Here is a 23992-nt window from a genome sequence, read left to right on the forward strand (position 1 = left end):
CAAGGGGCGGTCGCCATGGCAACCGCCCCTTGCGCATGTCCCCTGCACGTCCCGTTACAGGTACTTCTTCAGCTCCCGCCGCGCCAGCGACCGCTGGTGCACCTCGTCCGGGCCGTCGGCCAGCATCAGGGTGCGGGCGCTCGCGTACAGCTCGGCCAGCGGGAAGTCCTGGCTCACCCCGCCCGCGCCGTGCAGTTGGATCGCGCGGTCCAGGATGCCGACCACCGCGCGCGGCGTGGCGATCTTGATGGCCTGGATCTCGGTGTGCGCGCCCTTGTTGCCGACGGTGTCCATCAGCCAGGCCGTCTTCAGCACCAGCAGCCGCAGCTGCTCCACCGTCACCCGGGCGTCGGCGATCCAGTTCTGGACCACGCCCTGCTGGGCCAGCGCCTTGCCGAACGCGGTACGGGCCACGGCCCGCCGGCACATCAGCTCGATCGCGCGCTCGGCCATGCCGATCAGCCGCATGCAGTGGTGGATCCGGCCGGGGCCGAGCCGGGCCTGGGCGATGGCGAAGCCGCCGCCCTCCTCGCCGATGAGGTTCGACACCGGCACGCGCGCGTGGTCGAAGATCACCTCCGCGTGCCCGCCGTGCGAGTGGTCCTCGTAGCCGAAGACCTGCATGGCGCGCTCGACGGTGACGCCCGGGGTGTCGCGCGGGACCAGGACCATGGACTGCTGGCGGCGGATGTCGGCGCCGTCCGGGTCGGTCTTGCCCATCACGATGAAGATCTTGCAGTCCGGGTTCATCGCGCCGGAGATGTACCACTTGCGGCCGGTGATGACGTACTCGTCGCCGTCCCGCTCGATGTGCGTGGTGATGTTGGTGGCATCGGAGGAGGCCACCTCCGGCTCGGTCATCGCGAACGCCGAGCGGATCTCACCGGCCAGCAGCGGCTCCAGCCACTGCTTCTTCTGCTGCTCGTTGCCGAACTGCGCCAGCACCTCCATGTTCCCGGTGTCGGGCGCGGCGCAGTTGGTCGCGGTGGGCGCCAGGTGCGGGGAGCGGCCGGTGATCTCGGCGAGCGGCGCGTACTGGAGGTTGGTGAGTCCCGCGCCGTACTCGGCGTCGGGCAGGAAGAGGTTCCACAGGCCCTGCCTGCGGGCCTCGGCCTTCAGCTCCTCGACCACCGCCGGGGTGTCCCACGGGGAGGCGAGCGCGGCCCGCTGCTCCTCGGCGACCGCCTCGGCCGGGTGGACGTACTCGTCCATGAAGGCGAGCAGCTTGGCGCGCAGCTCCTCGGTGCGTGCGTCGAACGCGAAGTCCATGTCCGGATCAGCCTTCCTGAAGAGTCGTCAGTCCGTGGTCGATGAAGACGGGCACGAGGTCGCCGATCCGGTCGAAGCCGCGCCCGACCGTCTGGCCGAGCGTGTACCGGTAGTGGATGCCCTCCAGGATCACGGCGAGCTTGAACCAGGCGAACGCCGTGTACCAGGAGACGCCGGAGACGTCGCGTCCCGAGCGCTCGGCGTACCGCTCGATCAGCTCCCGCGGGGACGGGTGGCCCGGGGCCTCGGCCGTGGTGGAGACCGGGGACTCGGCCATGCCGAGCGGCTGGCTGTACATCACCAGCAGGCCCAGGTCGGTGAGCGGGTCGCCGAGCGTGGACATCTCCCAGTCGAGGATCGCCCTGATCGTGTCGTCGTCACCGATCAGGACGTTGTCGAGCCGGTAGTCGCCGTGGACGACGGCCGGGGCGGGGGAGACGGGCAGGGAGCGGCCGAGAGCCGCGTGCAGCTCGTCGATGCCGGCCAGCTCACGGTTGCGGGAGGCGTCCAGCTGCTTGCCCCAGCGGCGCAGCTGCCGGTCGAGGAAGCCCTCGGGGCGGCCGAAGTCCGCGAGGCCCACCGCGGCGGGGTCGACCGCGTGCAGCTCGACCAGCGTGTCCACCAGGGACAGCACCGCGTTCCGGGTGCGCTCGGGGCCCAGCGGGGCGAGCTGCTGGGCGGTGCGGTACGGGGTGCCCTCGACGAACTCCATGACGTAGAACGGCGCCCCGAGCACCTCGTCGGCCTCGGGGCTCTCGCACAGCAGCACCGGGCGCGGGACCGGCACCCGGGTCGGGTGCAGGGCGCTGATCACGCGGTGCTCGCGCTTCATGTCGTGCGCGGTGGCCAGGACGTGGCCGAGCGGAGGCCGGCGTACGACCCACTTCGAGGTGCCGTCGGAGACCGCGTAGGTGAGGTTCGACCGTCCGCCCTCGATCAGCCGGCCGGTGAGGGGGCCGGTCACCAGACCGGGGCGCTCGCGGTCGAGGTGTGCGCGCAGCCGGTCCAGGTCGAGTCCGGGCGGGTGGTCGGCGCTCATGCATCACTCCTACGAACGGATGAACAGGACTCGACTCATGATGCCGACCGGTCGGTATGCCGTCCAGTGCGTGGAGCGATCAGGTGGTCAAACGTGACCGGAGCCACGATAGGCCGACGGCGCCCCGGCGCGCTGCCGGGAGGGCCGTCGGCCCGGGTTCCGTCGCGGTCAGTGGTCGTCCCAGTGGCCCTCGTGCTCGGCGTGCCGGTGGCCGCCGTGCAGATAGTCGACGTGGTCGCCGTGCTGCACCTGGGCGTGTCCGCACTCGTCGTAGTGCACGTGCTCGTGGCCCTCGTGGACGGTGTGCCCGGCCGGCTCGCACTCGTCCCAGTGGCCCTCGCGCTCGCGGTCCAGATGCCCGTCGTGCGCGTAGTCCAGGTGGTCGCCGTGCGCCACGGCGCTGTGCCCGCAGCCCGGACCGTGGCTGTGCGTGCCGTGTTCGGTGTGTTCGTGCTGAAGGTTGGTCATGGTGCTCACCTTCGTACGGCTTGCGTGAAGTCCGAGTACCCCGGAGGGTCGAGGGCATGAAGGGCATCAGCTACCGCCACTACGGCGGACCGGAGGTGCTGGAGTACGGCGACCTGCGCGACCCGAAGCTCGGCCCCGACCAGGTCCTGGTCAAGGTCCGTGCCGCCGCCGTCAACCCGGTCGACTGGAAGTGCCGCGAGGGCCGTCTCGACGCGGTCCTGGACGCCGTCTTCCCGGTGATCCCCGGCTGGGACGTCAGCGGGGTCGTCGTGCGGCCCGGCGCCTCGGTCACGGAGTTCGCCGTCGGCGACGAGGTCATCGGCTACTGCCGGGAGGACTTCCTCTCCCGCGGCACCTTCGCCGAGTACATCGCCGCGCCCGTGCGCACCCTCGCCCGCAAGCCGCGCAACCTGTCCTTCGAGGAGGCCGCCGGCCTTCCGCTCGCCGGGCTCACCGCCTACCAGGTGCTCGTGAAGGCACTGGAGGTGGGGCGCGGCGAGAGCGTGCTGGTGCACGCGGCGGCCGGCGGGGTCGGCTCCCTCGCCGTCCAGATCGCCACCCACCTCGGCGCCCGGGTCGTCGGTACGGCGAGCGAGCGCAACCACGACTTTGTGCGCGGCCTCGGCGGGGAGCCGGTGACCTACGGCGAGGGCCTGGCCGCACGGGTGCGCGCGCTCGTCCCGGAGGGCGTGGACGCGGTCTTCGACACCGTCGGCGGCGACACCCTGAGGACCTCGGCCGACCTGCTCGCGCCGGAAGGCCGGCTGGCGTCGATCGCCGACCCCGAGGTGGTCGGCCACGGCGGCCGCTACTGCTTCGTCCGCCCGGACGCCGAGGACCTGGGCACGCTCGCCCGGCTGGCCGAGCAGGGCGTCGTCTCCGTGCACGTCCAGGAGACGTTCCCGCTGGAGCGGGCGGCGGACGCGCACCGGCTGAACCAGGAGGGCCGCACCCGCGGGAAGATCGTGGTCACCGTGGAGCGGCAGGAAGGCGAGGGCACCGTCTGGACCAGGGGCGAGGAACGCACCCCGTACAGCGCCAGCCAGGAGGGCACCCTCTAGAGCACCCCCTGGACCGGTCGGGGGCAGTCTCTAGACGACCAGTGCGGCCGCGCACACGGCCAGGGCCACCGCGCACAGAACGGCCGTCGTCGCGTGCCGGGGAGCGAGCGCCGGCGGGCGGTGACCGGTCGCGAGGGCCCGGATCCGGCGGTGGGCCACCGCAAGAAAGCCCAGGAAGAGCACACAGCACAGGCCGCAGACGGTCACCCCGGTGACCGAGGCGCCACCGTGCAGGGCGGTCCTGACGGCGAGTACGGCGGCCACGGCGGCCGAGAGGGTCGTACGCCGCCAGGCCAGCCGGGTCCGCTCCGGTTGCAGCCCCGGGTCGCGCCCGGCCGTGCTCACCCCGCCCATCCGGCCAGCACCACCACGACCATCGCCACGGCCACCACCGCCACGACCAGGCTCAGCAGCACCGGGAACCGGGACGCGGGCAGGTCCTCACCGCGCCGGATCGCCCGCTCGCATCGCACCCAGTGGTTCACCGCGCGCAGGGAGCACAGCACCCCGGCGCCCAGCAGGGCGAGCGCGAGACCGACCCGCCACGCCCAGCGCAGCTCCGGCAGGAACTGGTCCACCGCGAACCCGCCGCCGATCAGTGCGAGCGCCGTGCGCAGCCAGGCGAGAAAGGTGCGCTCGTTGGCCAGCGAGAACCGGTAGTCGGGCGTGCCGCCCTCGTCCCGCACCTGCTCCGGCGCGAACCACAGCCGGATGTTCCGTACGAATTCGCTCACGCGGCCGACCCTACCGGGCGGTCACCGGCCCGCCCGGAACGCCCTCAGCCGCTCGTACGCCGCCAGCCCGTCCGGCACCCACTCCCACGCGCCGAGCCGCCGCTCGACCTCCTGATCGGGCAGGAAGTCGTGCCACTGGACCTCCTCCGCCTGGGGGCGCACGGGCAGCTCGCAGCGCACCTCGTACACCGCAGACCACCAGCTGTTCCCGGCCCCGTCGTCGTACAGGAACTTGAAGAGATACGTCGGCCGGGGGAGCCCCGTGACGCCCAGCTCCTCCTCGGCCTCGCGCAGCGCGGCCTCGTCGTAGGACTCGCCGGCCCCGACGACGCCGCCGACGAACATGTCGTACAGCGCGGGGAAGACCAGCTTGGTGGCCGTGCGCCGGTGCACGAAGAGCCGGCCGGCCGCGTCCCGGGCCTGGATGAACACGCAGCGATGGCGCAGGCCGTTCGCGTACGCCTCGCCGCGCGGGCACTGGCCGATCACCTGGTCGTTCTCGTCGACGATGTCGAGGATCTCGTCTGCGGGGTTCATGGCCCCATCCAAGCAGGGGTGCGCTCAGCGCCGCTGCAGGTCCCGGGCCGAGGGCTCCGCCTCCGCCGTGCCGCACGGCATCGCCGGGTGCAGCCCGAGCAGCACGATGCCCGCGACCACCGCCGCGAGCCCGGCCGCCTCCCAGGCCAGCGCCCCGGTGTCGGTGCGCAGCCGGTCGCCGAGGAAGCCGACGCCGCACAGGATCCCGGCGAGCGGTTCGGCCGCGGTGAGCGCCGGCAGCGACATGCGCAGCGGGGCCGTCTCGAAGGCGCTCTGCACCAGCAGCAGCCCGGTGGCCCCGCAGGCCAGCACGCCGTACGGCTGCCAGCCGGTGAACAGCTCGGTGAGGCCGCCCTCGGAGAAGCGAGTGCCGCTCACCCGGGTCAGCGCGTCCTGCACGCCGTACAGCAGCCCGGCGGCGGTGGCCAGCAGCACCGGGCCCCAGCTCAGCCGGGAACGCTTGCCGTACGTCGTGAGCACCAGGGCCACGCCCACCATCACGCCGATGATCAGCCAGTGCCGCAGCGGATCGGCGATGGCATGGCCGGCCCGCGGCTCGCCGGCCAGGATGAACGCGCTCACCCCGCCCGCGAGCAGCAGCAGCCCCGCCCAGCCCTGGCGGCCCAGGGGCTGCTTGGTCTGGTACCGGGACAGGGCCAGCGCGAACAGCAGATTGGTCGCGAGCAGCGGTTCGACCAGGGAGATCTCGCCCTTGCCGAGGGCGACCGCGCCGAGCACCATGCCGGCCACCATCAGCCCCAGTCCGCCCAGCCAGCGCGGCACCCGCATCAGGTCGAGCAGCAGCCTGAAGGACAGGAAGTCGCTCAGCGGTGCCTCCTGCGCCGCGTTCTGCTGGAGCACGAACCCGAAGCCGATACAGCAGGCAGCACTCACGGCGAGAAGGAGAACCAGAACGGACACGCTGCGTACCTCGATCATCCGGCCGGACCACGGGTGCGTAGTGGCCGACTGTAGCGCCCCCGGGACGGCAATGGCCCGCAAGTGCGCGGAACAGGGCAGTGGACCCGCCATGCTGCGGGGCCGGCCGGCCCGGCGCCATGGCGTACGCCACAGCGGACCGTCGCGCATCCCCGCCGGGGCACCGGCCCACCTGCGCGGAGTTCCCCAAGTTCCCTGTGCATCACGGTAGTTGAAGTCAGTATCAGCCCCGTTCCGCTTGACGCAAACCTTGGCTGAGGGTTTGCTGTGCGTGATCGGTCGATGGCAGCCCGACAAACAGGAAGTCCCGCGGTGCCCCCTCTCCCACCCCTGCTCGGCGCTCGCCGGGCCCTGACGGACCCGTCCGGCGGCACCGCCCCGGACGACTCCGGCGCGGACGGCGGCTCCGACGGCGGCCCTGACGGGGGCTTCGACGACGCCTTCGACGACGCCGAACTGCGCTCCGCACGCGCCGCGTTGACACAGGGCCGACGGCAGGCCGCCCGCTCCCTGCTGCGGCACACCGGCGACGACTGGGACCGCCGCGGCCACCGCCTCATCGCGCTCGCCCGCGAACCGTACGCCGTGGCGTGGGCCCGCGACTGGCTGCACGCCGAACCCGGCTCCGCCGATGCCGCCGCGCTGTACGCCCTCGCCCTGGTCCGGCGCGCCCTGCGCGGCAAGGAGAACCCGGATCGCGCCCGCGAGGCCTGCGCCACCGCCACCGCGCTCGCCCCCGCCGACCCCACCCCCTGGCTCGGCTCCCTCCTGCTGGCCCGCACCCTCGGCCCCGAGCGCGAGGTGCTCGGCACCTTCGCCGAACTGCGCCGTCGCCATCCCGAGCACCACCACGCCCACCATCTGCTCCTCGCCCGCCTGGCCGAACGGCCCTCCGGCGGCCGGGCGGCCGAGGACCACGAGGTGTACGACCTCGCCGAGCTGGCCGCGGCCGAAGCCCCTGCGGACTCCCCGCTGGCCGTCCTGCCGGTCGTGGCCTACGCCGAGCGCTACCGGGTCCTCGCCGCCACCGGTCTCGCCCCGGCCGACCCCGCCGCCTCCGGGCACTGGTCCGGCCCCCGGGCCCGCCGCATCCTGCGCGCCTGCTTCGAGTGGTGGCTGGAGTGGGAGCACGACGAACACCCCCGGCGCCACATCGACCTCAACCACCTCGCCTTCGCGCTGTCCTGCGCCGGGCGCCCGGCCGAGGCGGCGGCCCTGTTCCAGCGCATCGGCCGGTACGCCACCCGGGCGCCCTGGGCCTACGCCCACCGCGACCCGCGCGCGGCCTTCCGGGCGGCCCGCGCCTACGCGCTCGGGCACTGAACGGCACGGCTCTCCGGCACGTACGTAAGAAGTGATTACGGAAGTCTGACCCCTGACCCCGTTCCCTGGCTCCGCACAGCCCCGAGTGCTCGAATGAGAACGTGAACCCTGAACGATCCGAGGAGCCCGAAGGCCGCCCCCTAGGCCGTCGCGTCTTCCTCGGCACCCTCGGCCTGGGCGCGCTCGGCGTCGTCGCCGCGCCCACGCTGCAACGCGGCCTGGAGGGCTTCCTCGGCACCGTCGCCGGCAAGGACCCGACGGGCCTGACCGGCCTGCTGCCCAACGGCGGCGGCTTCCGCTACTACTCGGTCGCCGCGTCCGTGCCGCACCTGAACGCCAACGACTACCACCTGAGGATCGGCGGACTGGTCGACCGTCCGCGCACCTACACCCTGGCCGAGCTGCGCGCCCTGCCGCAGACCCGGCTGGTCAAGGACGTCCAGTGCGTCACCGGCTGGCGGGTCCCCGGCACGCCCTTCGAGGGCGTACCCCTCGCCCACCTCCTGGACGCGGCCGGAGTCGGCCCCGGCGCGAAGGCGATCCGCTTCACCTGCTTCGACGGCACCTACACCGAGAGCCTCACCCTCGCCCAGGCCCGCCGCCCGGACGTCCTGGTCGCCCTGCGCATGCAGGACAAGGACATCTCCCACGACCACGGCGGTCCGGTCCGCCTCTATGTCGCCCCGATGTACTTCTACAAGTCGGCCAAGTGGCTCTCCGGGATCACGGTCACCGACCGGGTCGAGCCCGGCTACTGGGAGCGCCTCGGCTACGACGTCGACGCCTGGGTCGGCCGGTCGAACGGACGGACCGATGAGCCTACGAGCTGACACCCCGGCCCCGCCCGGCGCCCGTGTCCGCCGCTTCAGCCGGGCCGAACGCTGGGTGCACCGCACCACCGCCGCGCTGATGGGCGTCTGCGTGCTGACGGCGGCCGTCCTCTACATCCCCCAGCTGGCGGTCATGGTCGGCCGCCGGGAACTGGTCGTCCGGATCCACGAGTGCGCGGGCGTGGCCCTCCCGGTGCCGGTCCTGCTGGGCCTCGCCTCCCGGGCCTTCCGCGCCGACCTGCGCTTCCTCAACCGCTTCGGCCCGCACGACCGGCTCTGGCTGCGCGCCGCGCTCGTCCGTGACAAACGCCGCTCCTCGCGCCCGGCGGGCAAGTTCAACGCGGGCCAGAAGATCTACGCCGCCTGGATCGCCGGCGCCACCCTGGTCATGCTCGGCACCGGCCTGCTGATGTGGTTCACCCACCTCGCCCCGCTGATGTGGCGCACCTCGGCCACCTTCGTCCACGACTGGCTCGCCCTGACCATCGGCGTGGTCCTGGCCGGCCACATCGGCATGGCCCTGGGCGACCCGGAGGCGCGACGGGGCCTGCGCACGGGGACGGTGAGCAGCGAGTGGGCCAAGCGGGAACACCCTTTGTGGCGTGGCTAGTTCCCGATGACGAGTATGCCGAGCGGGCCCACCCGCTCCTCGACTCCGGCGATCCCGGCGGCCACCGAGGCGACGGCGCGGCCGCCGATGTCGAAGAGCGGGTGACTCCTCGCCGTACCCCTAGACGACCAGTGAGAGGAGCAGGACCAGGCCGCCGGCGACCACCGAGAGGATCGTCTCCATGAGCGACCAGGTCTTCACGGTCTGCCCGACGCTCAGCCCGAAGTACTCCTTCACCAGCCAGAAGCCGGCGTCGTTGACAAAGCTGAAGAACAGCGAGCCGGCGCCGATCGCCAGGACCAGAAGGGCGGTGTGGGTGGTCGACGTGCCGGCCGCGAGCGGCGCGATCAGACCGGCCGCGGAGACTGTCGCCACCGTCGCCGAGCCGGTCGCCAGCCGGATCACCACCGCGATCAGCCAGGCCAGCACCACCGCCGGGATCGACCAGTGCTTGGAGATGTCCAGGATCATCTGACCCACGCCGGAGTCGATCAGCGTCTGCTTGAAACCACCGCCGGCGCCGACGATCAGCAGAATGCCGGCGATGGGCATCAGGCCCTTCTCGACGGTCTGCTGGAGGCGCTCCTTGCTGAACCCGGCGGGCCGGCCCAGCGTGAAGAAGCCGACGATCACGGCGGTGAGCAGGGCGATCATCGGGGAGCCGATGATGTCGAAGACGCGCTGGGTCGTGTTCGCCGGGTTGTCGACGGTGATGTCCACCAGCGCCCTGGCCAGCATCAGCACCACGGGCAGCAGCACGGTCGACAGGGTCGCGCCGAAGCCGGGGCGGCGCTCAAGCTCCTCCGAGGGACGCTGCGGCAGCATCCGGTCGGGGGCCTGGACGTCCACCCAGCGGGCCGCGACCTTCGAGAACAGCGGACCGGCGACGATCACCGACGGTATGGCGACCAGGATGCCGAACGCCAGGGTCACGCCCAGGTTGGCGTGGAGCGCGTCGATCGCGACCAGCGGGCCGGGGTGCGGCGGGATCAGGCCGTGCATCACGGACAGACCGGCGAGCGCCGGGATGCCGATGCGCATCAGGGAGTAGTGGCCGCGCTTGGCCACCATGAGCACGACCGGGATCAGCAGCACGATGCCGACCTCGAAGAACAGCGGCAGGCCGATCACCGAGGCGATGAGGACCATCGCCCAGGGCATCGCGCGCCCGCCGGCCTTGGCGAGGATCGTGTCGACGATCTGGTCGGCGCCACCGGAGTCGGCGAGGAGCTTGCCCAGGATCGCCCCGAGCGCGATCAGGACGCCCACGCCGGCCACCGTGGTGCCGAGCCCGGTGGTGAAGCTGGTGATGGCCTTGTCCAGCGGCGCTCCGGCGACCGCCCCGAGCGTCAGTGACCCGATGGTCAGCGCCAGGAAGGCATGGAGCTTGAACTTGGTGATGAGCAGGACGATCACGGCGATGCCCACCAGGACGGCGATGCCCAGCTGGGCGTGTCCGGCGGAGGTGATCGGCGGAGGCGCGTCCGCTGCCAGCATCTCGACGCTGAGTCTGGTCACGGGGGATCCCTTGCGTTACGGGGGGACGGGGGTGAGTGCTACGCGGTGGTGTCGGGAAGCGCCTCGAGCGCCTTCACGGCACGCTCGGCGATCTCCTGGGGGCTGCCGCTGACGTCCACGGCGACTCCCGCCTCGTCCGGCTCCAGGGGCTGCAGCGTGGCGAACTGGGAGTCCAGCAGCGCGGTCGGCATGAAGTGACCCTGCCGCTGCCTCATCCGGTCCTCGATCAGCTTCCGGTCGCCGGTGAGGTGCACGAACACCACGCCGGGAGCGGTGGCCCTGAGCCGGTCGCGGTACGCCCGCTTCAGCGCCGAGCTGCTGACCACCCCGCCCAGTCCGGCCCGCCCGTGCGCCCAGTGACCGATGGCGTCCAGCCAGGGCCAGCGGTCGTTGTCGTCGAGCGGGATCCCGGCCGACATCTTGTCGATGTTGGCCTGCGGGTGGAAGTCGTCGCCCTCGGCGTACGGGACGCCCAGCCGCGCGGCGAGCAGGGGACCGATCGTGGTCTTGCCCGTCCCCGCGACGCCCATCACGACGACGACCTGGGGGCTTCGCATCACTGCCTCGCTGTCTTCCTCGACATCCGACGCCACGGCGGCGTCGCCACACTGAAACCCATTAGGTACGACGAATTCAAGAGTGTGTGACATATAAGTCTGACTTTATCCGTCGGTGATCCACGCCGTACGCTGAGTGCATGACCACACCGGGCCGGGGGCTGCACGGCCACGTACTGGACACCCTCGGCCCCGCGATCACCGCGGGCGAGTACCCGCCGGGCAGTGTCCTGCGCACCGACGAGCTGGCCCAGCACTTCGAGGTGTCACGCTCCGTGATGCGGGAAGCGGTCAGGGTGCTCGAATCCATGCACCTGGTCGAGTCCCGCCGCCGCGTGGGCGTCACCGTGCGCCCGAAGGCCGAGTGGAACGTCTACGACCCGCAGGTCATCCGCTGGCGCCTCGCGGGCGCCGACCGCCCGCACCAGCTGCGCTCGCTGACCGTGCTGCGCTCCGCGGTCGAACCGGTCGCGGCCGGCCTCGCCGCCCGGCACGCCACGGCACAGCAGTGCGCCGAACTCACCGAGTGCGCGCTCGGCATGGTCGCCAACTCGCGCGGCCACAAACTGGACGAGTACCTGGTCCACGACGTGGCCTTCCACCGCGTCATCCTCACCGCCTCCGGCAACGAGATGTTCGCCCGGCTCGGCGACGTCGTCGCGGAGGTCCTGGCCGGCCGCACCCACCACGAGGTCATGTTCGCGGACCCCGACCCGGCGGCGGTCACCCTGCACGTGCAGGTGGCGGAGGCGGTCCGCGAGGGCGACGCGACCCGCGCCGAGGAACTGACCCGGCAGATCACCGTGGGCGCTCTGCAGGAACTGGACATCCTGGCGCCCTAGCCCGAGCTATTCCAGGAAGTCCCCGTCCACGTACACCCAGGCCCCGTCGACCCGTTCGAACCGGCTCCGCTCGTGCAGCGAGCCGCCCCGGTAGGAGGCGCGGAAGGTCACCGTGCCCGTGCTGTGGAAGGCGGACCCGTCGGTGGTGTCCAGGATCTCCAGCCCCGTCCACCTCATCCGCGGGTCGAGCTCCAGCCGCTCGGGCCGGGTCCGCGGGTGCCAGGTGCGCAGCAGGTACCCCGCGTCGCCCTTCACGAACGCGCTGTACCGGGACCGCATGAGCAGTTCGGCGGTCGGCGCGGCGGCCGGCCCGGCGTGGAAACGGCCGCAGCAGGCGTCGTAGGGCTGGGGGAGTCCACAGGGGCAGGCAGGCGACGTCATGGGCCACATTCTGCCCGTACCGGGGGAGGCGTCCGAGCCGGGCCGGGTGCACAGTGGAAGGGCGATGCAGTCCTGGGAGGCGGACGATGACCCGACCCGTGACCAGCCGGCCTCCGGCCGTCAAGGAGTGGCGGCTGAACCTGTACCTGTCCGAGCACGACCCGGACACCACCGCCCGGATCGTCCTCGACACCGGCGACAACGTCCTGGAGAGCCACGCGGAGGCCCGCCGCAACCCCTACGACCCCGACGTACCGGAGATCGGCGACGAACTCGCGGCCGGGCGTGCCCTGATCGCCATGGGCCGCATCCTGCTGCGCGCCGCCGACGGGGAGATGAAGGCGGTGGGAGCGGCCGACACGGAGGAGGACCTGTCACCCCTGTGGCTGGACCGGGAGTGACCCCGGCCGGGTATGACGCCCTTCACCTGCCCTTGCGCAGGAACCGCCGCAGCCTCGTCAGCGGCCAGGTGTTGATCACGTCGTCCCGGGTGAGCCAGCCACGCTGCGCCGTGCCGACGCCGTAGCGCAGCTGCGCGAGGTGCGGGACGGAGTGCGCGTCGGTGTCCACGGCGAACTTCACCCCGTGCTCCCGGGCGCGCAGGATGTCCTCGTCGCACAGGTCGAGCCGGTCCGGCTGGGCGTTGACCTCCAGCGCGGTGCCGGTGCGCGCGCAGGCCGCGAACACCTCGTCCCAGTCGGCGTCGACCCCCGCCCGCTTGCCGATCAGCCGGGTCGTCGGGTGCCCGATGATGTTGACGTACGGGTTCTCGCAGGCCCGCACCAGCCGCCGGGTCATGGCCCTGCGGCCCAGGTCGAAGTGCGAGTGCAGCGAGGCCACGCACAGGTCGAAGCCGGCAAGGAAGTCCTGAGGCCAGTCCACCCCGCCGTCCGGGTCGATGTTGAGCTCCGTGCCGTGCAGCAGCCGCATCCGGCGGTGGCCGCCGTCCAGCTCCCGCACCCGCTCCCGCTGGGCGAGGATCTTCTCGTCGGTCATGCGCTGCATGTACAGGTTGGGCGCGTGGTCGGTGACCGCGTAGTACGCGTAACCGCGTTGCGCGGCCGCCTCCACCATCTCCTCCAGCGGGGCCAGGCCGTCCGTGAGATCGGTGTGGGTGTGCAGGTCGCCCCGGATGTCCTTCTCGGCCACCACCTCGGGCAGCTCGCCCTTCAGGGCCGCCTCGATCTCCCCGCGGTCCTCCCGCAGCGTCGGTGTGATCCACGGCAGCCCGAGCCGGGCGTACACCTCCTCCTCGGTGCGGGAGGCCAGCGAGTCCCCGCTCTCGGCGTCGAACAGGCCGTACTCGGACAGCTTCAGCCCCATGTGCACGGCGATGGTGCGGGTACGGATGTTGTGCGCCTTGGAACCGGTGAAGTACTGCATCCCGGCGCCCCAGGACTCCGGCGGCAGGACCCGCAGATCGACCTGGAGCCCCTTGCCCGTGCGGACCGACGTCTTCTTCGCCCCCCGCGCGATCACCTCCGCGGTGGCCGGCAGCTCGCACAGCGCCGCCATGAACGCGTCCGACCGCTTCGCCGCGACCAGGACGTCCAGATCCCCGACGGTCTCCCGCATCCGGCGCAGCGAGCCGGCGTACGCGCAGCGCCTGCACCCGGTCACCTCCGACAGCTCCGCGACGATCTCCTCGGCGGTGTCCAGGGCCAGCGACAGCGGCACCCGGGCGCCCGCCTGCTGCAACAGCTCGATGCCGTGCCGGATGTTGTCCTGCGTCTTCTCGCCGAAGCCCTTCAGATCGGCCAGCGCGTCCGCCTCGATCGCCGCGGCCAGCTCGTTCACCGAGGAGATGTGCAGGTCCTCGTAGAGCCGCAGCGCCTTCTTCGGGCCCAGGGTGGGGATCGTGATCAGCTCCCGCACCCCGGCGGGGATCTTCGCCCGGCGCTCCTCGACCACCGCCATCTTCCCCGTGCGCAGGTACTCGGCCACCTTGTCGGCGATCGACTTCCCCACGTTCGGGATCTCCTTCAGGCCGTCCGCGTCCAGCTTGGAGATGTCGGCCGGATACCCGCCGATGGCACGCGCCGCCTTCTCATAGGCGCGCGCCTTGAAGGCGTCGCCTCCCGTGATCGCGATGAGGTCCGCGTACTCCCGCAGGAGCGCCTCGACCTCGTCATTGGGCCGGGCCACCCCTCAAGTCTAGGGAACCTCCCCGAGCACCGGCAGCCGCGGCAGCTTCGCCCCGTACACCCACTCCTGGAACAGCCCGGCCGGCGGCTCCTCGGCGAACCGGGCCACGTGCTCGGTGAACGCCTCCGTCGTCACCGACCCGTTCCGGTGCAGCCGCACCCAGCCGCGCAGCATCCGGAAGAACGCGTCGTCGCCGAGCGCGCAGCGCACCGCGTGCAGGGTCAGGCCGCCCCGCTCGTAGAGCCGGTCGTCGAACATCGCCCTGCGGCCCGGATCGGCCAGCCTGAGGTCCTGCGGCTGCGTGGCCAGCAACCGGTGTGCGGCGGCGGCCAGATGCTGGGAACTGCGGCCGCCGGAGCGCTCGGACCACAGCCATTCCGCGTACTTGGCGAAGCCCTCGTTCAGCCAGATGTGCCGCCAGTCGGCGATGGTCACGCAGTTGCCGAACCACTGGTGCGCCAGTTCGTGCGCCACCAGCCGTTCCGAACCCCGGGCGCCGTCCACGTGGTTGGCGCCGAACAGCGACAACCCCTGTGCCTCGACCGGCACATCGAGCTCCTCCTCGGTCACCACGACCGCGTACTCCTCGAACGGGTACGGCCCGAACAGCTCCTGGAACAGCTCCATCATCGCCGGCTGCCGCGCGAAGTCCCGGGAGAACCCGGGGAGGAGACGGGCCGGGATGTGCGCGTGCTGCGGCACGCCGCCCGGTCCGGGGTCGCCCAGCAGCACCGTCTGGAACCTGCCGATCGCCAGGCCGACGAGATAGCTGGACGTGGGCGCGGACTGCTCGTACACCCAGGTCGTCGTCGAGGCCTTCGTCGTACGGGTCAGCAGGCGCCCGCCCGTGACCACCGCGTACGCCGACGGCGTGGTGACCGAGATCTGGTAGGACGCCTTGTCGGCGGGCCGGTCGTTGCACGGGTACCAGGACGGCGCCCCGACCGGCTGGCTCGCCACCAGCGCCCCGTCGGCCAGCTCCTCCCAGCCGAGCCCGCCCCACGGGCTGGCCACCGGCCCGGGGTTGCCGGACCAGTGGACCTCCACCGTGAACGCGGCGCCGGCCCGGACCGGCTTGGCCGGGCGGATCCGCAGCCGTCCGCCGCGGTGCGTGAAGTGCGGCTGCCGGCCGTCCACCCGCACCCGGCCGATCCTGAAGTCGGCCAGGTCGAGCTGGAATTCGGCTAGCGCCGCCGGTCCCGCTATGGCGTTGATCCGGGCCGTGCCGGACAGCCGGTTCGGGCCGGGGCGGTAGTCCAGCGCGAGTTCGTAGCGGTGCACCCGGTAGCGGGGGTCACCGTTGTCCGGGAAGTACGGGTCCCGTCCGGCCGACTGCTGAACTGCCACTGCTGTGTCCGCTCCCTGCGCTGTGCCACCACTGGGTGCCGGGGCCGTCGCACCCGGGTGGCCCGCGCTCAGGGACGCCATGCCTCGATCGGATTGCCGAGCCAGCGGGTGTCGTCCGGGACGGACTCCGCGGCCATGACGAGCGACGCGGGACCCAGGGTCGTACGGGCCCCGACCGTGCTGCCGGGCAGCACGATCCCGCCAGGGCCCAGCGTGGCGCCCTCACGGAGGACCACAGTATCCGTCCGCAAGATCCGGTCGTGGAAGAGGTGGGTCTGCAGCACACAGCCACGATTGACGGTGGCCGCGTCCTCCAGGGTCACCAGGTCCGTCTCCGGCAGCCAGTAGCTCTCCACCCACACGCCCCGGCCGATGCGCGCCCCGAGCCCGCGCAGCCACGCCGTCAGCACCGGCGTCCCCGGCACGGCCCCGGCCAGCCACGGCACCGCCAGCACCTCGACGAACGTGTCCGCCAGCTCGTTGCGCCACACGAAGGAACTCCACAGCGGATGCTCCCCGGCCCGGTGCCGCCCCACCAGCAGCCACTTCGCCACGACGGAGACGACCGCCGCGACCACACCCGCCCCCAGCAGCACCGCACCCGACAGGGCCCAGGCCCACGGACCCAGCGCGCACAGCGCCGCCACCGTCGCCGCGGCCAGCGCCGCCGAACACAGCACCGGCACGATCCGGCACAGCTCCACCAGCCCGCGCGCCCACAGCAGCCGCGTGGGCGGCTCGAACGTACGGCTCTGATCCCCGCCGGCCGCACTGCGCGGCAGCTTCACCGGCGGCAGCCCCAGATAGGAGGTGCCCTTCTTCGCCTTCTTCGGCGTCGCCGACAGCACGCCGACCAGACCGCCGTCCGGCACGCTCCGGCCCGGCGCGGTCATCCCGGAGTTCCCGAGGAACGCCCGCCGCCCGATCTCCGCGCGCCCGATCCGCACCCAGCCGCCGCCCAGCTCGTACGGCGCGGTCAGCGTGTCGTCCGCCAGGAACGCCCCGTCGCCGACCGTGGTCAGGCTCGGCAGCGCCAGCACCGTCGACACCTCGGCACGGCGCCCGATCCGCATCCCCAGCAGCCGCAGCCACACCGGCGTCACCAGCCCCGCGTACAGCGGGAACAGCGTCTCGCGCGAGCGGTCCATCAGCTGCGTCACGGTCCACGCCTGCCAGCCGACCCGGCTGTGCGTCGGATGCGTGCCCTCGCGCAGCCCCAGGCCGAGCAGCCGTACGGCGGCCAGGATCAGCAGCGCGTACGCCAGCCCGTAGGCGAGCGTGGCCGGGACCAGCGCGAGCGCGGCCTCGCGCAGCGCCCGGGGCAGCGAGCTTCCCGGCGCCACGAAGACACGGGCGACCAGCAGTGCCGCCACGCCCGCGAGCAGCGGCAGGGCGCCGAGCGCGATGCCCGCCACGCCGTACATCACCCGCCAGTACGTGCCCCGCTGCGGCCGCTCCTTCGGCCAGTTGCGCTTGGCCTTGCCGAGCTTGACCGCGGGCGCGCCCGCCCAGCGCTGGCCGGTGGGGACCTGCCCGCCGACCGCCGAGCCGGGCGCCACCTCGGCGCGCTTGCCGACGCGCGCGCCCGGGAACAGCATGCTGCGGGTGCCGACCGTGGCGTGCGCACCGACCTTGACCGGGCCGATCTCCAGACGGTCCCCGTCGAGCCAGTGCCCGGACAGGTCCACCTCGGACTCCACGGCAGCGCCCCGGCCCAGCTTGAGCATGCCGGTGACCGGCGGCAGCGAGTGCAGGTCCACCTCGGGCCCGACCTTCGCGCCCAGCGCACGGGCGTACCGCTCCAGCCAGGACCCGGTCAGCGCGGTGGCCCCGCTGAACTCGGCCAGCCGCTCGGCCGTCCACAGCCGCAGGTGCACGCTCCCGCCGCGCGGGTACCGCCCGGGCGCCACGCCCCGCAGCAGCAGCCGCGCCCCGCCCGCGGCGAGCGCGATCCGGCCGGGCGGGGTGAAGAACAGCAGTGCCCCGGCCGCGACCGCCCACCAGGGAGCGGTCGGCAGCCAGGAGTAGCCGGGCAGCAGGTTCCCCGCGGCGGCCAGGACCACCGTCCAGCGCAGTCCGAGCAGGGTGACCAGCGGAAGCAGCACCAGGAGCTGGACCGCCCGGGCACGCACCGGGACCGGCGCGATCGTGCGGACCCTGCCGTCGTCCTGCGCCGAGGCCTCCAGCCGCCGGGCCAGCTTGCGCAGGACGGGCTGCTGGTAGATGTCGAGGACGGCGGCGCTCGGGTAGCGGGTGCGCAGCCGGGTGGTGAGCTGGGCGGCGGCCAGCGAGCCACCGCCGATCGCGAAGAAGTCGTCCGACGCGCCGGTCACCGGGATGCCCAGCACCTCGGCCCACTGCTCGGCGAGCCAGGCCTCGGTGCCGTGGAGCTGCTCCTTGACGGGCGCCTGGAGCCCCTCCAGGGGCCAGGGCAGCGCGTTCCGGTCCACCTTCCCGGACGTCCGGGTCGGCAGCTCGGCGACCGGTGCGAGCAGCGGCACCAGCGCGGCGGGCAGCTCGGCGCGCAGCTTCTCGACAGCGGCCGTCTGGTCCCAGCCGTCCTGGGTGACCACGTACCCGACCAGGAGCTGATTGCCGCTGCGGGCCGTGCGCACGGCGGCCGCCGCCCCGGCGACCCCGGGCAGGGCCTGCAGCGCGGCATCCACCTCACCGAGCTCGATCCGCCGCCCGCCGAGCTTGATCTGCTCGTCGGCCCGGCCCAGGAAGACCAGCCCCTCGGGGTCGGCCCGGACCAGGTCACCGCTGCGATAGGCCCGTTCCCAGCCAAGCGAGTGAAGGGGCGCGTACTTCTCGGCGTCCTTCTCGGGATCGAGATACCGCGCGAGCCCCACCCCGCCGATCACGAGCTGCCCGCTGCCGCCCATGGGCAGCGGCTCGCCGGCCTCGTCGACGACGGCGAGCTCCCAGCCGCCGAGCGGCAGGCCGATCCTGACGGGCTCCTCACCGGTGAGCAGCGCCGCGCAGGCCACGACGGTCGCCTCGGTCGGCCCGTAGGTGTTCCACACCTCGCGCCCCTCGGTGACCAGCCGCTGCGCCAGCTCGGGCGGGCAGGCCTCACCGCCGAAGATCAGCAGCCGTACGTCGCCCAGCGTCTCCGGCTCCCACAGCGCGGCGAGCGTGGGCACGGTCGAGACCACGGTGATCTCCTGCTCGACCAGCCAGGGCCCCAGATCGGCACCACTTCTGACCTGCGAGCGGGGCACGGGCACCAGACAGGCGCCGTTCCGCCAGGCCAGCCACATCTCCTCGCAGGACGCGTCGAAGGCGACGGAGAGCCCGGCCATGACCCGGTCGCCGGGCCCGATCGGCTCCTCCGCGAGGAACAGGGCGGCCTCGGCGTCCACGAACGCGGCGGCGCTGCGGTGCGGGACGGCGACGCCCTTGGGCTTCCCGGTGGACCCGGAGGTGAAGATGATCCACGCGTCGTGCTCGATGCCGGGCCGTGCGCCGGGAGAGCCGGAGGTGCCCATGACATCGCCGGTGCCGGGACCGCCCTGGACGCCGATGGTGTGCCCGGCACCGATCACGGCCCGCACCCCCGCCTCCCCGAACACCAGCCGCGCCCGCTCGTCCGGGTCCTCGGCGTCGACGGGCACATAGGCGGCACCGACGGCGAGTACGGCGAGGATCGCGACGTAGAGCTCGTTGGTCCCCGAGGGAACCCGCACCCCGACCCGGTCCCCGAGCCCGATCCCCGCACCGGCGAGCCGCCGCCGCAGCCGCTCCACCTCGCCGGCCAGGGCACGGTAGGTGAGGCACGTCGTACCGTCGTCCAGCGCGGGCTCGTCCGGGTGGGACCGCACGGTCGCGTCGAAGACGTCGACCAGCGTGCGCGGCGGCGCGGCGGGCCCCGCGGAGAAGCGGGCCCGGTCGCCGAACTGCGTGCGGATCTCTTCGTCGAGCAGGCCGAGAGCGCGGCTCTCGTCTATGGCTGCCATCGGGTCCTCACGTCGGGTCCGGCTCGGTAACAATGAGTAACAAGCCGGATATATTAGTACGACGTTAGGTCCCGGCCCCTTCCCGCGGCCGCCCGACAGGGCCGTCCGGGTGACGTGGCGCCTCGCTTCGCGGTCGCTGACCTGCTGGCCTTCGCGCCGGACGAGACATGACTCACACACCGTCAAGGAGCGGACACACCGGGGCGGTTGGGGCTGCGGTTTCGGGGTCCCGGCACAAGCCGTGGCACAAGCAGAGGGCCCCTGACGAACAGGGGCCCTCACTGTGGTGTCCGAGGGGGGACTTGAACCCCCACGCCCGATAAAGGGCACTAGCACCTCAAGCTAGCGCGTCTGCCATTCCGCCACCCGGACAAGGTGTCTGTCGTGCTCGGGACTGCCTTTCGGCGGGGTTTCCCTCGCGGCGACGAAGGAAACATTACCAGGCTTTCAGGGGTGGCTGATCACCCCCCGCCCCCCTGGGCCGGTCGCGCGTGAACGGTGTGTGACGGGCCGGGACCGGTCTTGGGCCGCGGCCGGGGCAGAGGGAGGATGAGGAGGACCACCAGCAGCGACAGCGCGGGAGGAAGCACGTGAGCGAGACGGACACGGCCAGGAGCGTCACCGGCGAGGACGAGGTCGTGGACCTCTGCCGCGAGCTGATCCGATTCGACACCAGCAACTACGGCGACCACTCCGGACCCGGCGAGCGCAGGGCCGCCGAGTGGGTCGCGGAGAAGCTCGCCGAGGTCGGTCTCGAGCCGAAGATCTTCGAGTCGCACCCGGGCCGCGCCTCGACGGTGGCGCGCATCGAGGGCGGGGACCCGTCCCGGCCCGCGCTGCTGATCCACGGCCACCTGGACGTCGTACCGGCCAACGCCGCCGACTGGACCCACGACCCGTTCTCCGGCGAGATCGCCGACGGGTGCGTGTGGGGGCGCGGGGCCGTCGACATGAAGGACATGGACGCCATGACCCTCGCGGTCGTGCGCGACCGGCTCAGGAGCGGGCGGCGGCCCCCGCGGGACATCGTGGTCGCCTTCCTCGCCGACGAGGAGGCGGGCGGTACGTACGGCGCCCGCCACCTGGTCGACCACCACCCGGACCTGTTCGAGGGCGTCACCGAGGCGATCAGCGAGGTCGGCGGCTTCTCGTTCACCGTGAACGAGCAGCGCCGGCTCTATCTCATCCAGACGGCCGAGAAGGGCATGCACTGGATGAAGCTGACCGTGGCCGGCACGGCCGGGCACGGCTCGATGATCCACCGCGACAACGCCATCACCGAGCTGTCCGAGGCCGTCGCCCGGGTCGGCCGGCACAGGTTCCCGGTGCGGGTCACCAAGACCACCCGGGCCTTTCTCGACGAACTGGGCGACGCGCTCGGCACCGAGCTGGACCCGGAGGACATGGAGTCCACCCTCGCCCGGCTCGGCGGCATCGCCAAGCTGATCGGCGCGACCCTGAGCAACACCGCCAACCCCACCCAGCTGAACGCCGGCTACAAGGTCAACGTCATCCCGGGCGAGGCCACCGCACACATCGACGGCCGCTTCCTGCCCGGCTACGAGGAGGAGTTCCTCGGCGACCTCGACCGGCTGCTCGGGCCGAACGTGCGCCGGGAGGACGTGCACGCCGACAAGGCCGTCGAGACCACCTTCGACGGCGCCCTGGTCGAGGCCATGCAGTCCGCGCTGCTCGCCGAGGACCCCGCCGCCAAGGCGATCCCCTACATGCTCTCCGGCGGCACCGACGCCAAGTCCTTCGACGACCTCGGCATCCGCGGCTTCGGCTTCGCCCCGCTGAAGCTGCCGCCGGAGCTGGACTTCGCGGGCATGTTCCACGGCGTGGACGAGCGGGTGCCCGTGGACGGGCTGCGGTTCGGCGTGCGCGTGCTCGACCGGTTCATCGACGCGTCGTGAGGTTCTGGGCCGGGATATTCGGGCGCTCGTACGAGATCGACTGGAACGGGTGAATGCGACGATCGGTTCGTAGCTTCATTAGTTCCTCCTCGTTACAGGTGATGTGACTCCGCACCTTGGGGTCGCTTTGCCAACAAGGAGGAATAATGATCAAGAAGGTCGTCGCTGCTGCGGCTGCCACCGGTGGGCTGGTTCTCGCGGGCGCGGGCCTCGCTGTCGCCGACGCCGGAGCCCAGGGTGCCGCCGTGCACTCCCCGGGTGTCGTTTCCGGCAACGTCGTTCAGGTGCCCGTGCACGTCCCGGTGAACGTCTGCGGCAACACGGTCAACGTGATCGGGCTCCTGAACCCCGCCTTCGGCAACACCTGCGTCAACAAGTGACGACGACCTCCTGAGGGGGGCGTCATTTTCGAGCCGTCGGCCCTGGAGCGCATGCCATGCGCTCCGGGGCCGACCGGCCTCTTGCGTGGCGCACGATCCGGCGCGGGTCGCGACGCCACGCAACCGCGAGGCACGCACAGCAGGATCGAAGGCAGGGGAAAACGGAAATGCGACAGGGCACCCGTAAGGGCCTGATGACCATGGCGGCGGCCACGGGTGTGATCGCCGCCGCGAGCGGCTACGCCCACGCCGACGCCGGCGCGTCCGGGGCCGCCGCCGGCTCGCCCGGCGTGCTGTCCGGCAACACGGTGCAGGCGCCGGTGCACGTCCCGGTGAACGTGTGCGGCAACACCGTGAACGTGGTCGGGCTGCTCAACCCGGCGGCGGGCAACAGCTGTACCAACCACGGCGGCTCCGGCGGCTCGCACGCGAGGGGGCACAGCACCGGCTCGCCCGGCGTCGGCTCCGGCAACACGGTGCAGGCGCCGATCGACGCCCCGGTGAACGTCTGCGGCAACAGTGTGAACGTGGTCGGGCTGCACAACCCGGCGGCGGGCAACAGCTGTACCAACCACGGCGGCTCCGGCGGCTCGCACGCGGGCGGGCACAGCACCGGCTCGCCCGGCGTCGGCTCCGGCAACACCGTCCAGGTGCCGATCGACGTGCCGGTGAACGTGTGCGGCAACAGTGTGAACGTGATCGGGGCGGGCAACGCCGCCGCAGGCAACGACTGCACCAACGGAGGCGGCGACCACCGCACCCAGCCGCCGGGCGGCGGCCACGGCAACCCGCCCGGACAGCCGGGTCACCCCGGACAGCCTGGCCACCCAGGTCACCCCGGTCACCCGGGGCACCCCGGGCACCCTGGCCATCCCGGTCAGCCGGGGCATCCGGGCAGTCCGACGACCCCGCCCGGCAAGAGCGGTCACACGCCGCCCGGCTCCCACGGATCCACCCAGGTCGACCAGCAGGGCGGCCGCGGGCAGCTCGCGCACACCGGCAGTGACCTGCCGGTGGGTCTCGCGCTGCCGGTCGGCGCGGGCGCGCTGCTCGCGGGCGCGGTGCTCTACCGCAAGGCGCGGGCCGCGGCGTAGCCGGTCACACCGAACCGAGCGGGCCCCGCCATGCCGGCGGGGCCCGCTCGGTTCAGCCGTCCACGCTCACCATGTGGCACGCACCTGGCGGATGATCCGCCGGCGCAACCGCACCCTGCGGCTGCCGTCGCGCAGCAGGCTCAGTCGGTCCAACTCCCAGTGTCCGTACTCGGCATGGTCCGTCAGCAGACGTGTGGCCTCCTTGCGGGACACCCCGCGAGGCACGTACACGTCGACAAATTCGTATTCCGGCATCGCATCTATTGTGCGGGCTGGGGCCCGGTACGGATAGCGTCTGCACTATGTCTGATGCTGCGCAGCCCACCGCTGCCGAGGTACGCGCCGCCGCCGAGGCGGTCAAGACCGCGCTCGACCGTCACCTGGCCGCGGTCGAACGCAGGTCCGGTGAGGACGACCCGGCCGTGCTGGAGGCGTTCAACCAGCTGGCCGCGGCCGCCGAGGTGTACGACGAGCTGCTCTACGACCGCTACGACGAGGTCACGCCCTTCGAGATCCCCGGTGCGGAGGAGCTGCCGCCGTACGCGGGCCCCGAGGAACCGAACGCGATCAGCGTGCTGATCCGCCGCGACTACGCCGTGGCGGAACCGCAGCGCCTGATGGCGCAGGCGCAGCGGGTCGAGGCGGCCGAGTACGAGGCCGCGGGCGGCCTGGCCGAGGATGCCGCCGCTACGGTTCCGGGCGCGCTCGGCATCCTGTTCGGCGAGTTCGAACCGGACGAGATCGCTTCCCGGCACAAGGAGTTCGGTCTGGAGGAGGGCGACTCCACGCTCTGGGTCACCGCGGCGGACGAGGCCCCCGAGGCGGGGGAGTGGCTGGAGGCGCCGTTCGAGCACATCGATCCGCAAGGGGTGGTGTGCCGGTTCGATGTCAGCGCCGTCTTCGACGACGAGGACGACTCCGACGAGGAGGACGATCTCGAGTTCGTCGAGGACGAGGACGAGGTCCACAACGACGACGAGGTCGAGGTCGAGGCCGCCGAGAGGTGAGGGTGGCCGGCGGTGCCGTGCGGCCCGAGGCCGGTA

At 72.4% G+C, this 23992-nt stretch carries 24 protein-coding genes and 1 tRNA gene; 10 read left to right on the top strand and 15 right to left on the bottom strand.

The annotated features are described in order from the left end of the window. Positions 1–54 precede the first annotated feature (54 nt). The 3 genes from ACFYZB_RS08545 to ACFYZB_RS08555 all read right to left on the bottom strand — a co-directional run bounded on the left by ACFYZB_RS08545 (position 55) and on the right by ACFYZB_RS08555 (position 2776). Positions 55–1269, bottom strand: coding sequence for an acyl-CoA dehydrogenase family protein (locus ACFYZB_RS08545; RefSeq protein ID WP_388755914.1), 1215 nt, complete (start codon positions 1267–1269; stop codon positions 55–57). Between the two features lie 7 nt (positions 1270–1276). Next, a complete protein-coding gene (locus ACFYZB_RS08550; protein WP_388755917.1) occupies positions 1277–2308 on the bottom strand; it encodes a phosphotransferase family protein in 1032 nt (343 codons plus the stop codon). 168 nt (positions 2309–2476) lie between these two features. Then, on the bottom strand, positions 2477–2776 hold the full coding sequence (locus tag ACFYZB_RS08555; protein ID WP_388755919.1) for a hypothetical protein: 300 nt from the start codon (positions 2774–2776) through the stop codon (positions 2477–2479). Positions 2777–2832: 56 nt separating this feature from the next. Here ACFYZB_RS08555 and ACFYZB_RS08560 point away from each other — a divergent pair, with 56 nt between their 5' ends. Then, positions 2833–3837 (top strand): NADP-dependent oxidoreductase, encoded by a 1005-nt coding sequence (locus tag ACFYZB_RS08560; protein ID WP_388755922.1) that lies wholly within the window; start codon positions 2833–2835, stop codon positions 3835–3837. A 30-nt stretch (positions 3838–3867) separates the two neighbouring features. Here the strand turns inward: ACFYZB_RS08560 and ACFYZB_RS08565 are convergent, their stop codons facing one another. From ACFYZB_RS08565 to ACFYZB_RS08580, 4 genes are read right to left on the bottom strand one after another with little or no spacing between them, the layout of a single operon-like run. Next, on the bottom strand, positions 3868–4191 hold the full coding sequence (locus tag ACFYZB_RS08565) for a DUF202 domain-containing protein (protein WP_388755925.1): 324 nt from the start codon (positions 4189–4191) through the stop codon (positions 3868–3870). Then, entirely contained in the window at positions 4179–4571 is a 393-nt protein-coding gene (locus ACFYZB_RS08570) for a DUF202 domain-containing protein (RefSeq protein ID WP_351206711.1), read from the bottom strand. The genes ACFYZB_RS08565 and ACFYZB_RS08570 overlap by 13 nt, the downstream gene beginning before the upstream one ends. Before the next feature lie 21 nt (positions 4572–4592). Continuing rightward, positions 4593–5108 (bottom strand): NUDIX hydrolase, encoded by a 516-nt coding sequence (locus ACFYZB_RS08575; RefSeq protein WP_388755928.1) that lies wholly within the window; start codon positions 5106–5108, stop codon positions 4593–4595. Between the two features lie 24 nt (positions 5109–5132). Then, positions 5133–6029, bottom strand: a complete 897-nt coding sequence (locus ACFYZB_RS08580) for a DMT family transporter (RefSeq protein ID WP_351206707.1) — start codon at positions 6027–6029, stop codon at positions 5133–5135. Positions 6030–6359: 330 nt separating this feature from the next. Here ACFYZB_RS08580 and ACFYZB_RS08585 point away from each other — a divergent pair, with 330 nt between their 5' ends. From ACFYZB_RS08585 to ACFYZB_RS08595, 3 genes are all read left to right on the top strand, one after another. After that, a complete protein-coding gene (locus ACFYZB_RS08585) occupies positions 6360–7370 on the top strand; it encodes a hypothetical protein (RefSeq protein WP_388755931.1) in 1011 nt (336 codons plus the stop codon). Positions 7371–7471: 101 nt separating this feature from the next. Then, a complete protein-coding gene (locus ACFYZB_RS08590; RefSeq protein WP_388755934.1) occupies positions 7472–8200 on the top strand; it encodes a molybdopterin-dependent oxidoreductase in 729 nt (242 codons plus the stop codon). Further along, positions 8184–8810, top strand: a complete 627-nt coding sequence (locus ACFYZB_RS08595) for a cytochrome b/b6 domain-containing protein (RefSeq protein WP_351206701.1) — start codon at positions 8184–8186, stop codon at positions 8808–8810. The genes ACFYZB_RS08590 and ACFYZB_RS08595 overlap by 17 nt, the downstream gene beginning before the upstream one ends. A 120-nt stretch (positions 8811–8930) precedes the next feature. Here ACFYZB_RS08595 and ACFYZB_RS08600 read toward each other — a convergent pair whose 3' ends face one another. Together ACFYZB_RS08600 and ACFYZB_RS08605 are read right to left on the bottom strand one after the other, a co-directional pair. Then, positions 8931–10328 carry a gluconate:H+ symporter gene (locus ACFYZB_RS08600; RefSeq protein ID WP_388755936.1) on the bottom strand — a complete coding sequence of 466 codons (1398 nt, stop codon included), beginning with the start codon at positions 10326–10328 and terminating at the stop codon, positions 8931–8933. Positions 10329–10366: 38 nt separating this feature from the next. After that, positions 10367–10885, bottom strand: a complete 519-nt coding sequence (locus ACFYZB_RS08605; protein ID WP_388755938.1) for a gluconokinase — start codon at positions 10883–10885, stop codon at positions 10367–10369. A gap of 140 nt (positions 10886–11025) precedes the next feature. Here ACFYZB_RS08605 and ACFYZB_RS08610 point away from each other — a divergent pair, with 140 nt between their 5' ends. Next, positions 11026–11727, top strand: coding sequence for a FadR/GntR family transcriptional regulator (locus ACFYZB_RS08610; RefSeq protein ID WP_351206695.1), 702 nt, complete (start codon positions 11026–11028; stop codon positions 11725–11727). A gap of 6 nt (positions 11728–11733) precedes the next feature. Here the strand turns inward: ACFYZB_RS08610 and ACFYZB_RS08615 are convergent, their stop codons facing one another. After that, entirely contained in the window at positions 11734–12108 is a 375-nt protein-coding gene (locus ACFYZB_RS08615) for a YchJ family protein (RefSeq protein WP_351206693.1), read from the bottom strand. A gap of 86 nt (positions 12109–12194) precedes the next feature. Between ACFYZB_RS08615 and ACFYZB_RS08620 the strand changes: the two genes are divergently transcribed. After that, on the top strand, positions 12195–12509 hold the full coding sequence (locus ACFYZB_RS08620; protein WP_351206691.1) for a dsRBD fold-containing protein: 315 nt from the start codon (positions 12195–12197) through the stop codon (positions 12507–12509). A 22-nt stretch (positions 12510–12531) separates the two neighbouring features. On the opposite strand, the gene polX is transcribed toward ACFYZB_RS08620, so the two are convergent. From polX to ACFYZB_RS08640, 4 genes are all read right to left on the bottom strand, one after another. Beyond that, positions 12532–14253, bottom strand: a complete 1722-nt coding sequence (gene polX / locus ACFYZB_RS08625; protein WP_388755941.1) for a DNA polymerase/3'-5' exonuclease PolX — start codon at positions 14251–14253, stop codon at positions 12532–12534. 9 nt (positions 14254–14262) lie between these two features. Next, on the bottom strand, positions 14263–15600 hold the full coding sequence (locus tag ACFYZB_RS08630) for a M1 family metallopeptidase (RefSeq protein ID WP_388755943.1): 1338 nt from the start codon (positions 15598–15600) through the stop codon (positions 14263–14265). Positions 15601–15668: 68 nt separating this feature from the next. After that, positions 15669–19559 (bottom strand): Pls/PosA family non-ribosomal peptide synthetase, encoded by a 3891-nt coding sequence (locus ACFYZB_RS08635; protein ID WP_388755945.1) that lies wholly within the window; start codon positions 19557–19559, stop codon positions 15669–15671. Positions 19560–19843: 284 nt separating this feature from the next. After that, a tRNA-Leu gene (locus tag ACFYZB_RS08640) sits at positions 19844–19931 on the bottom strand. 218 nt (positions 19932–20149) lie between these two features. On the opposite strand from ACFYZB_RS08640, the gene ACFYZB_RS08645 reads away from it, so the two are divergent. The 3 genes from ACFYZB_RS08645 to ACFYZB_RS08655 all read left to right on the top strand — a co-directional run bounded on the left by ACFYZB_RS08645 (position 20150) and on the right by ACFYZB_RS08655 (position 22949). Next, positions 20150–21475, top strand: a complete 1326-nt coding sequence (locus tag ACFYZB_RS08645) for a M20/M25/M40 family metallo-hydrolase (RefSeq protein WP_388755947.1) — start codon at positions 20150–20152, stop codon at positions 21473–21475. 146 nt (positions 21476–21621) lie between these two features. Beyond that, the gene (gene chpH / locus ACFYZB_RS08650; protein ID WP_069781808.1) at positions 21622–21855 is read left to right on the top strand and encodes a chaplin ChpH; all 234 of its coding nucleotides are present in this window, start codon (positions 21622–21624) and stop codon (positions 21853–21855) included. A 167-nt stretch (positions 21856–22022) separates the two neighbouring features. Next, on the top strand, positions 22023–22949 hold the full coding sequence (locus ACFYZB_RS08655) for a chaplin (RefSeq protein ID WP_388755949.1): 927 nt from the start codon (positions 22023–22025) through the stop codon (positions 22947–22949). Between the two features lie 66 nt (positions 22950–23015). On the opposite strand, the gene ACFYZB_RS08660 is transcribed toward ACFYZB_RS08655, so the two are convergent. Then, positions 23016–23204: a DUF5703 family protein gene (locus tag ACFYZB_RS08660; RefSeq protein ID WP_014671721.1), complete on the bottom strand. Its 189-nt coding sequence runs from the start codon at positions 23202–23204 to the stop codon at positions 23016–23018. A gap of 47 nt (positions 23205–23251) precedes the next feature. On the opposite strand from ACFYZB_RS08660, the gene ACFYZB_RS08665 reads away from it, so the two are divergent. After that, on the top strand, positions 23252–23956 hold the full coding sequence (locus ACFYZB_RS08665) for a hypothetical protein (RefSeq protein ID WP_388755953.1): 705 nt from the start codon (positions 23252–23254) through the stop codon (positions 23954–23956). Positions 23957–23992: the final 36 nt, after the last annotated feature.

It is taken from the genome of Streptomyces sp. NPDC001852 (genome assembly GCF_042891825.1).
Lineage (GTDB): Bacteria > Actinomycetota > Actinomycetes > Streptomycetales > Streptomycetaceae > Streptomyces.

What these genes read in the sequence shown, in the direction of transcription:
- ACFYZB_RS08545 (WP_388755914.1), bottom strand. Translation starts at nt 1,269, where the DNA reads ATGGACTTCGCGTTCGACGCACGCACCGAGGAGCTGCGCGCCAAGCTG.
- ACFYZB_RS08550 (WP_388755917.1), bottom strand. Translation starts at nt 2,308, where the DNA reads ATGAGCGCCGACCACCCGCCCGGACTCGACCTGGACCGGCTGCGCGCA.
- ACFYZB_RS08555 (WP_388755919.1), bottom strand. Translation starts at nt 2,776, where the DNA reads ATGACCAACCTTCAGCACGAACACACCGAACACGGCACGCACAGCCAC.
- ACFYZB_RS08560 (WP_388755922.1), top strand. Translation starts at nt 2,833, where the DNA reads ATGAAGGGCATCAGCTACCGCCACTACGGCGGACCGGAGGTGCTGGAG.
- ACFYZB_RS08565 (WP_388755925.1), bottom strand. Translation starts at nt 4,191, where the DNA reads ATGGGCGGGGTGAGCACGGCCGGGCGCGACCCGGGGCTGCAACCGGAG.
- ACFYZB_RS08575 (WP_388755928.1), bottom strand. Translation starts at nt 5,108, where the DNA reads ATGAACCCCGCAGACGAGATCCTCGACATCGTCGACGAGAACGACCAG.
- ACFYZB_RS08595 (WP_351206701.1), top strand. Translation starts at nt 8,184, where the DNA reads ATGAGCCTACGAGCTGACACCCCGGCCCCGCCCGGCGCCCGTGTCCGC.
- ACFYZB_RS08605 (WP_388755938.1), bottom strand. Translation starts at nt 10,885, where the DNA reads ATGCGAAGCCCCCAGGTCGTCGTCGTGATGGGCGTCGCGGGGACGGGC.
- ACFYZB_RS08610 (WP_351206695.1), top strand. Translation starts at nt 11,026, where the DNA reads ATGACCACACCGGGCCGGGGGCTGCACGGCCACGTACTGGACACCCTC.
- ACFYZB_RS08615 (WP_351206693.1), bottom strand. Translation starts at nt 12,108, where the DNA reads ATGACGTCGCCTGCCTGCCCCTGTGGACTCCCCCAGCCCTACGACGCC.
- ACFYZB_RS08620 (WP_351206691.1), top strand. Translation starts at nt 12,195, where the DNA reads ATGACCCGACCCGTGACCAGCCGGCCTCCGGCCGTCAAGGAGTGGCGG.
- ACFYZB_RS08635 (WP_388755945.1), bottom strand. Translation starts at nt 19,559, where the DNA reads ATGGCAGCCATAGACGAGAGCCGCGCTCTCGGCCTGCTCGACGAAGAG.
- chpH (WP_069781808.1), top strand. Translation starts at nt 21,622, where the DNA reads ATGATCAAGAAGGTCGTCGCTGCTGCGGCTGCCACCGGTGGGCTGGTT.
- ACFYZB_RS08655 (WP_388755949.1), top strand. Translation starts at nt 22,023, where the DNA reads ATGCGACAGGGCACCCGTAAGGGCCTGATGACCATGGCGGCGGCCACG.
- ACFYZB_RS08660 (WP_014671721.1), bottom strand. Translation starts at nt 23,204, where the DNA reads ATGCCGGAATACGAATTTGTCGACGTGTACGTGCCTCGCGGGGTGTCC.
- ACFYZB_RS08665 (WP_388755953.1), top strand. Translation starts at nt 23,252, where the DNA reads ATGTCTGATGCTGCGCAGCCCACCGCTGCCGAGGTACGCGCCGCCGCC.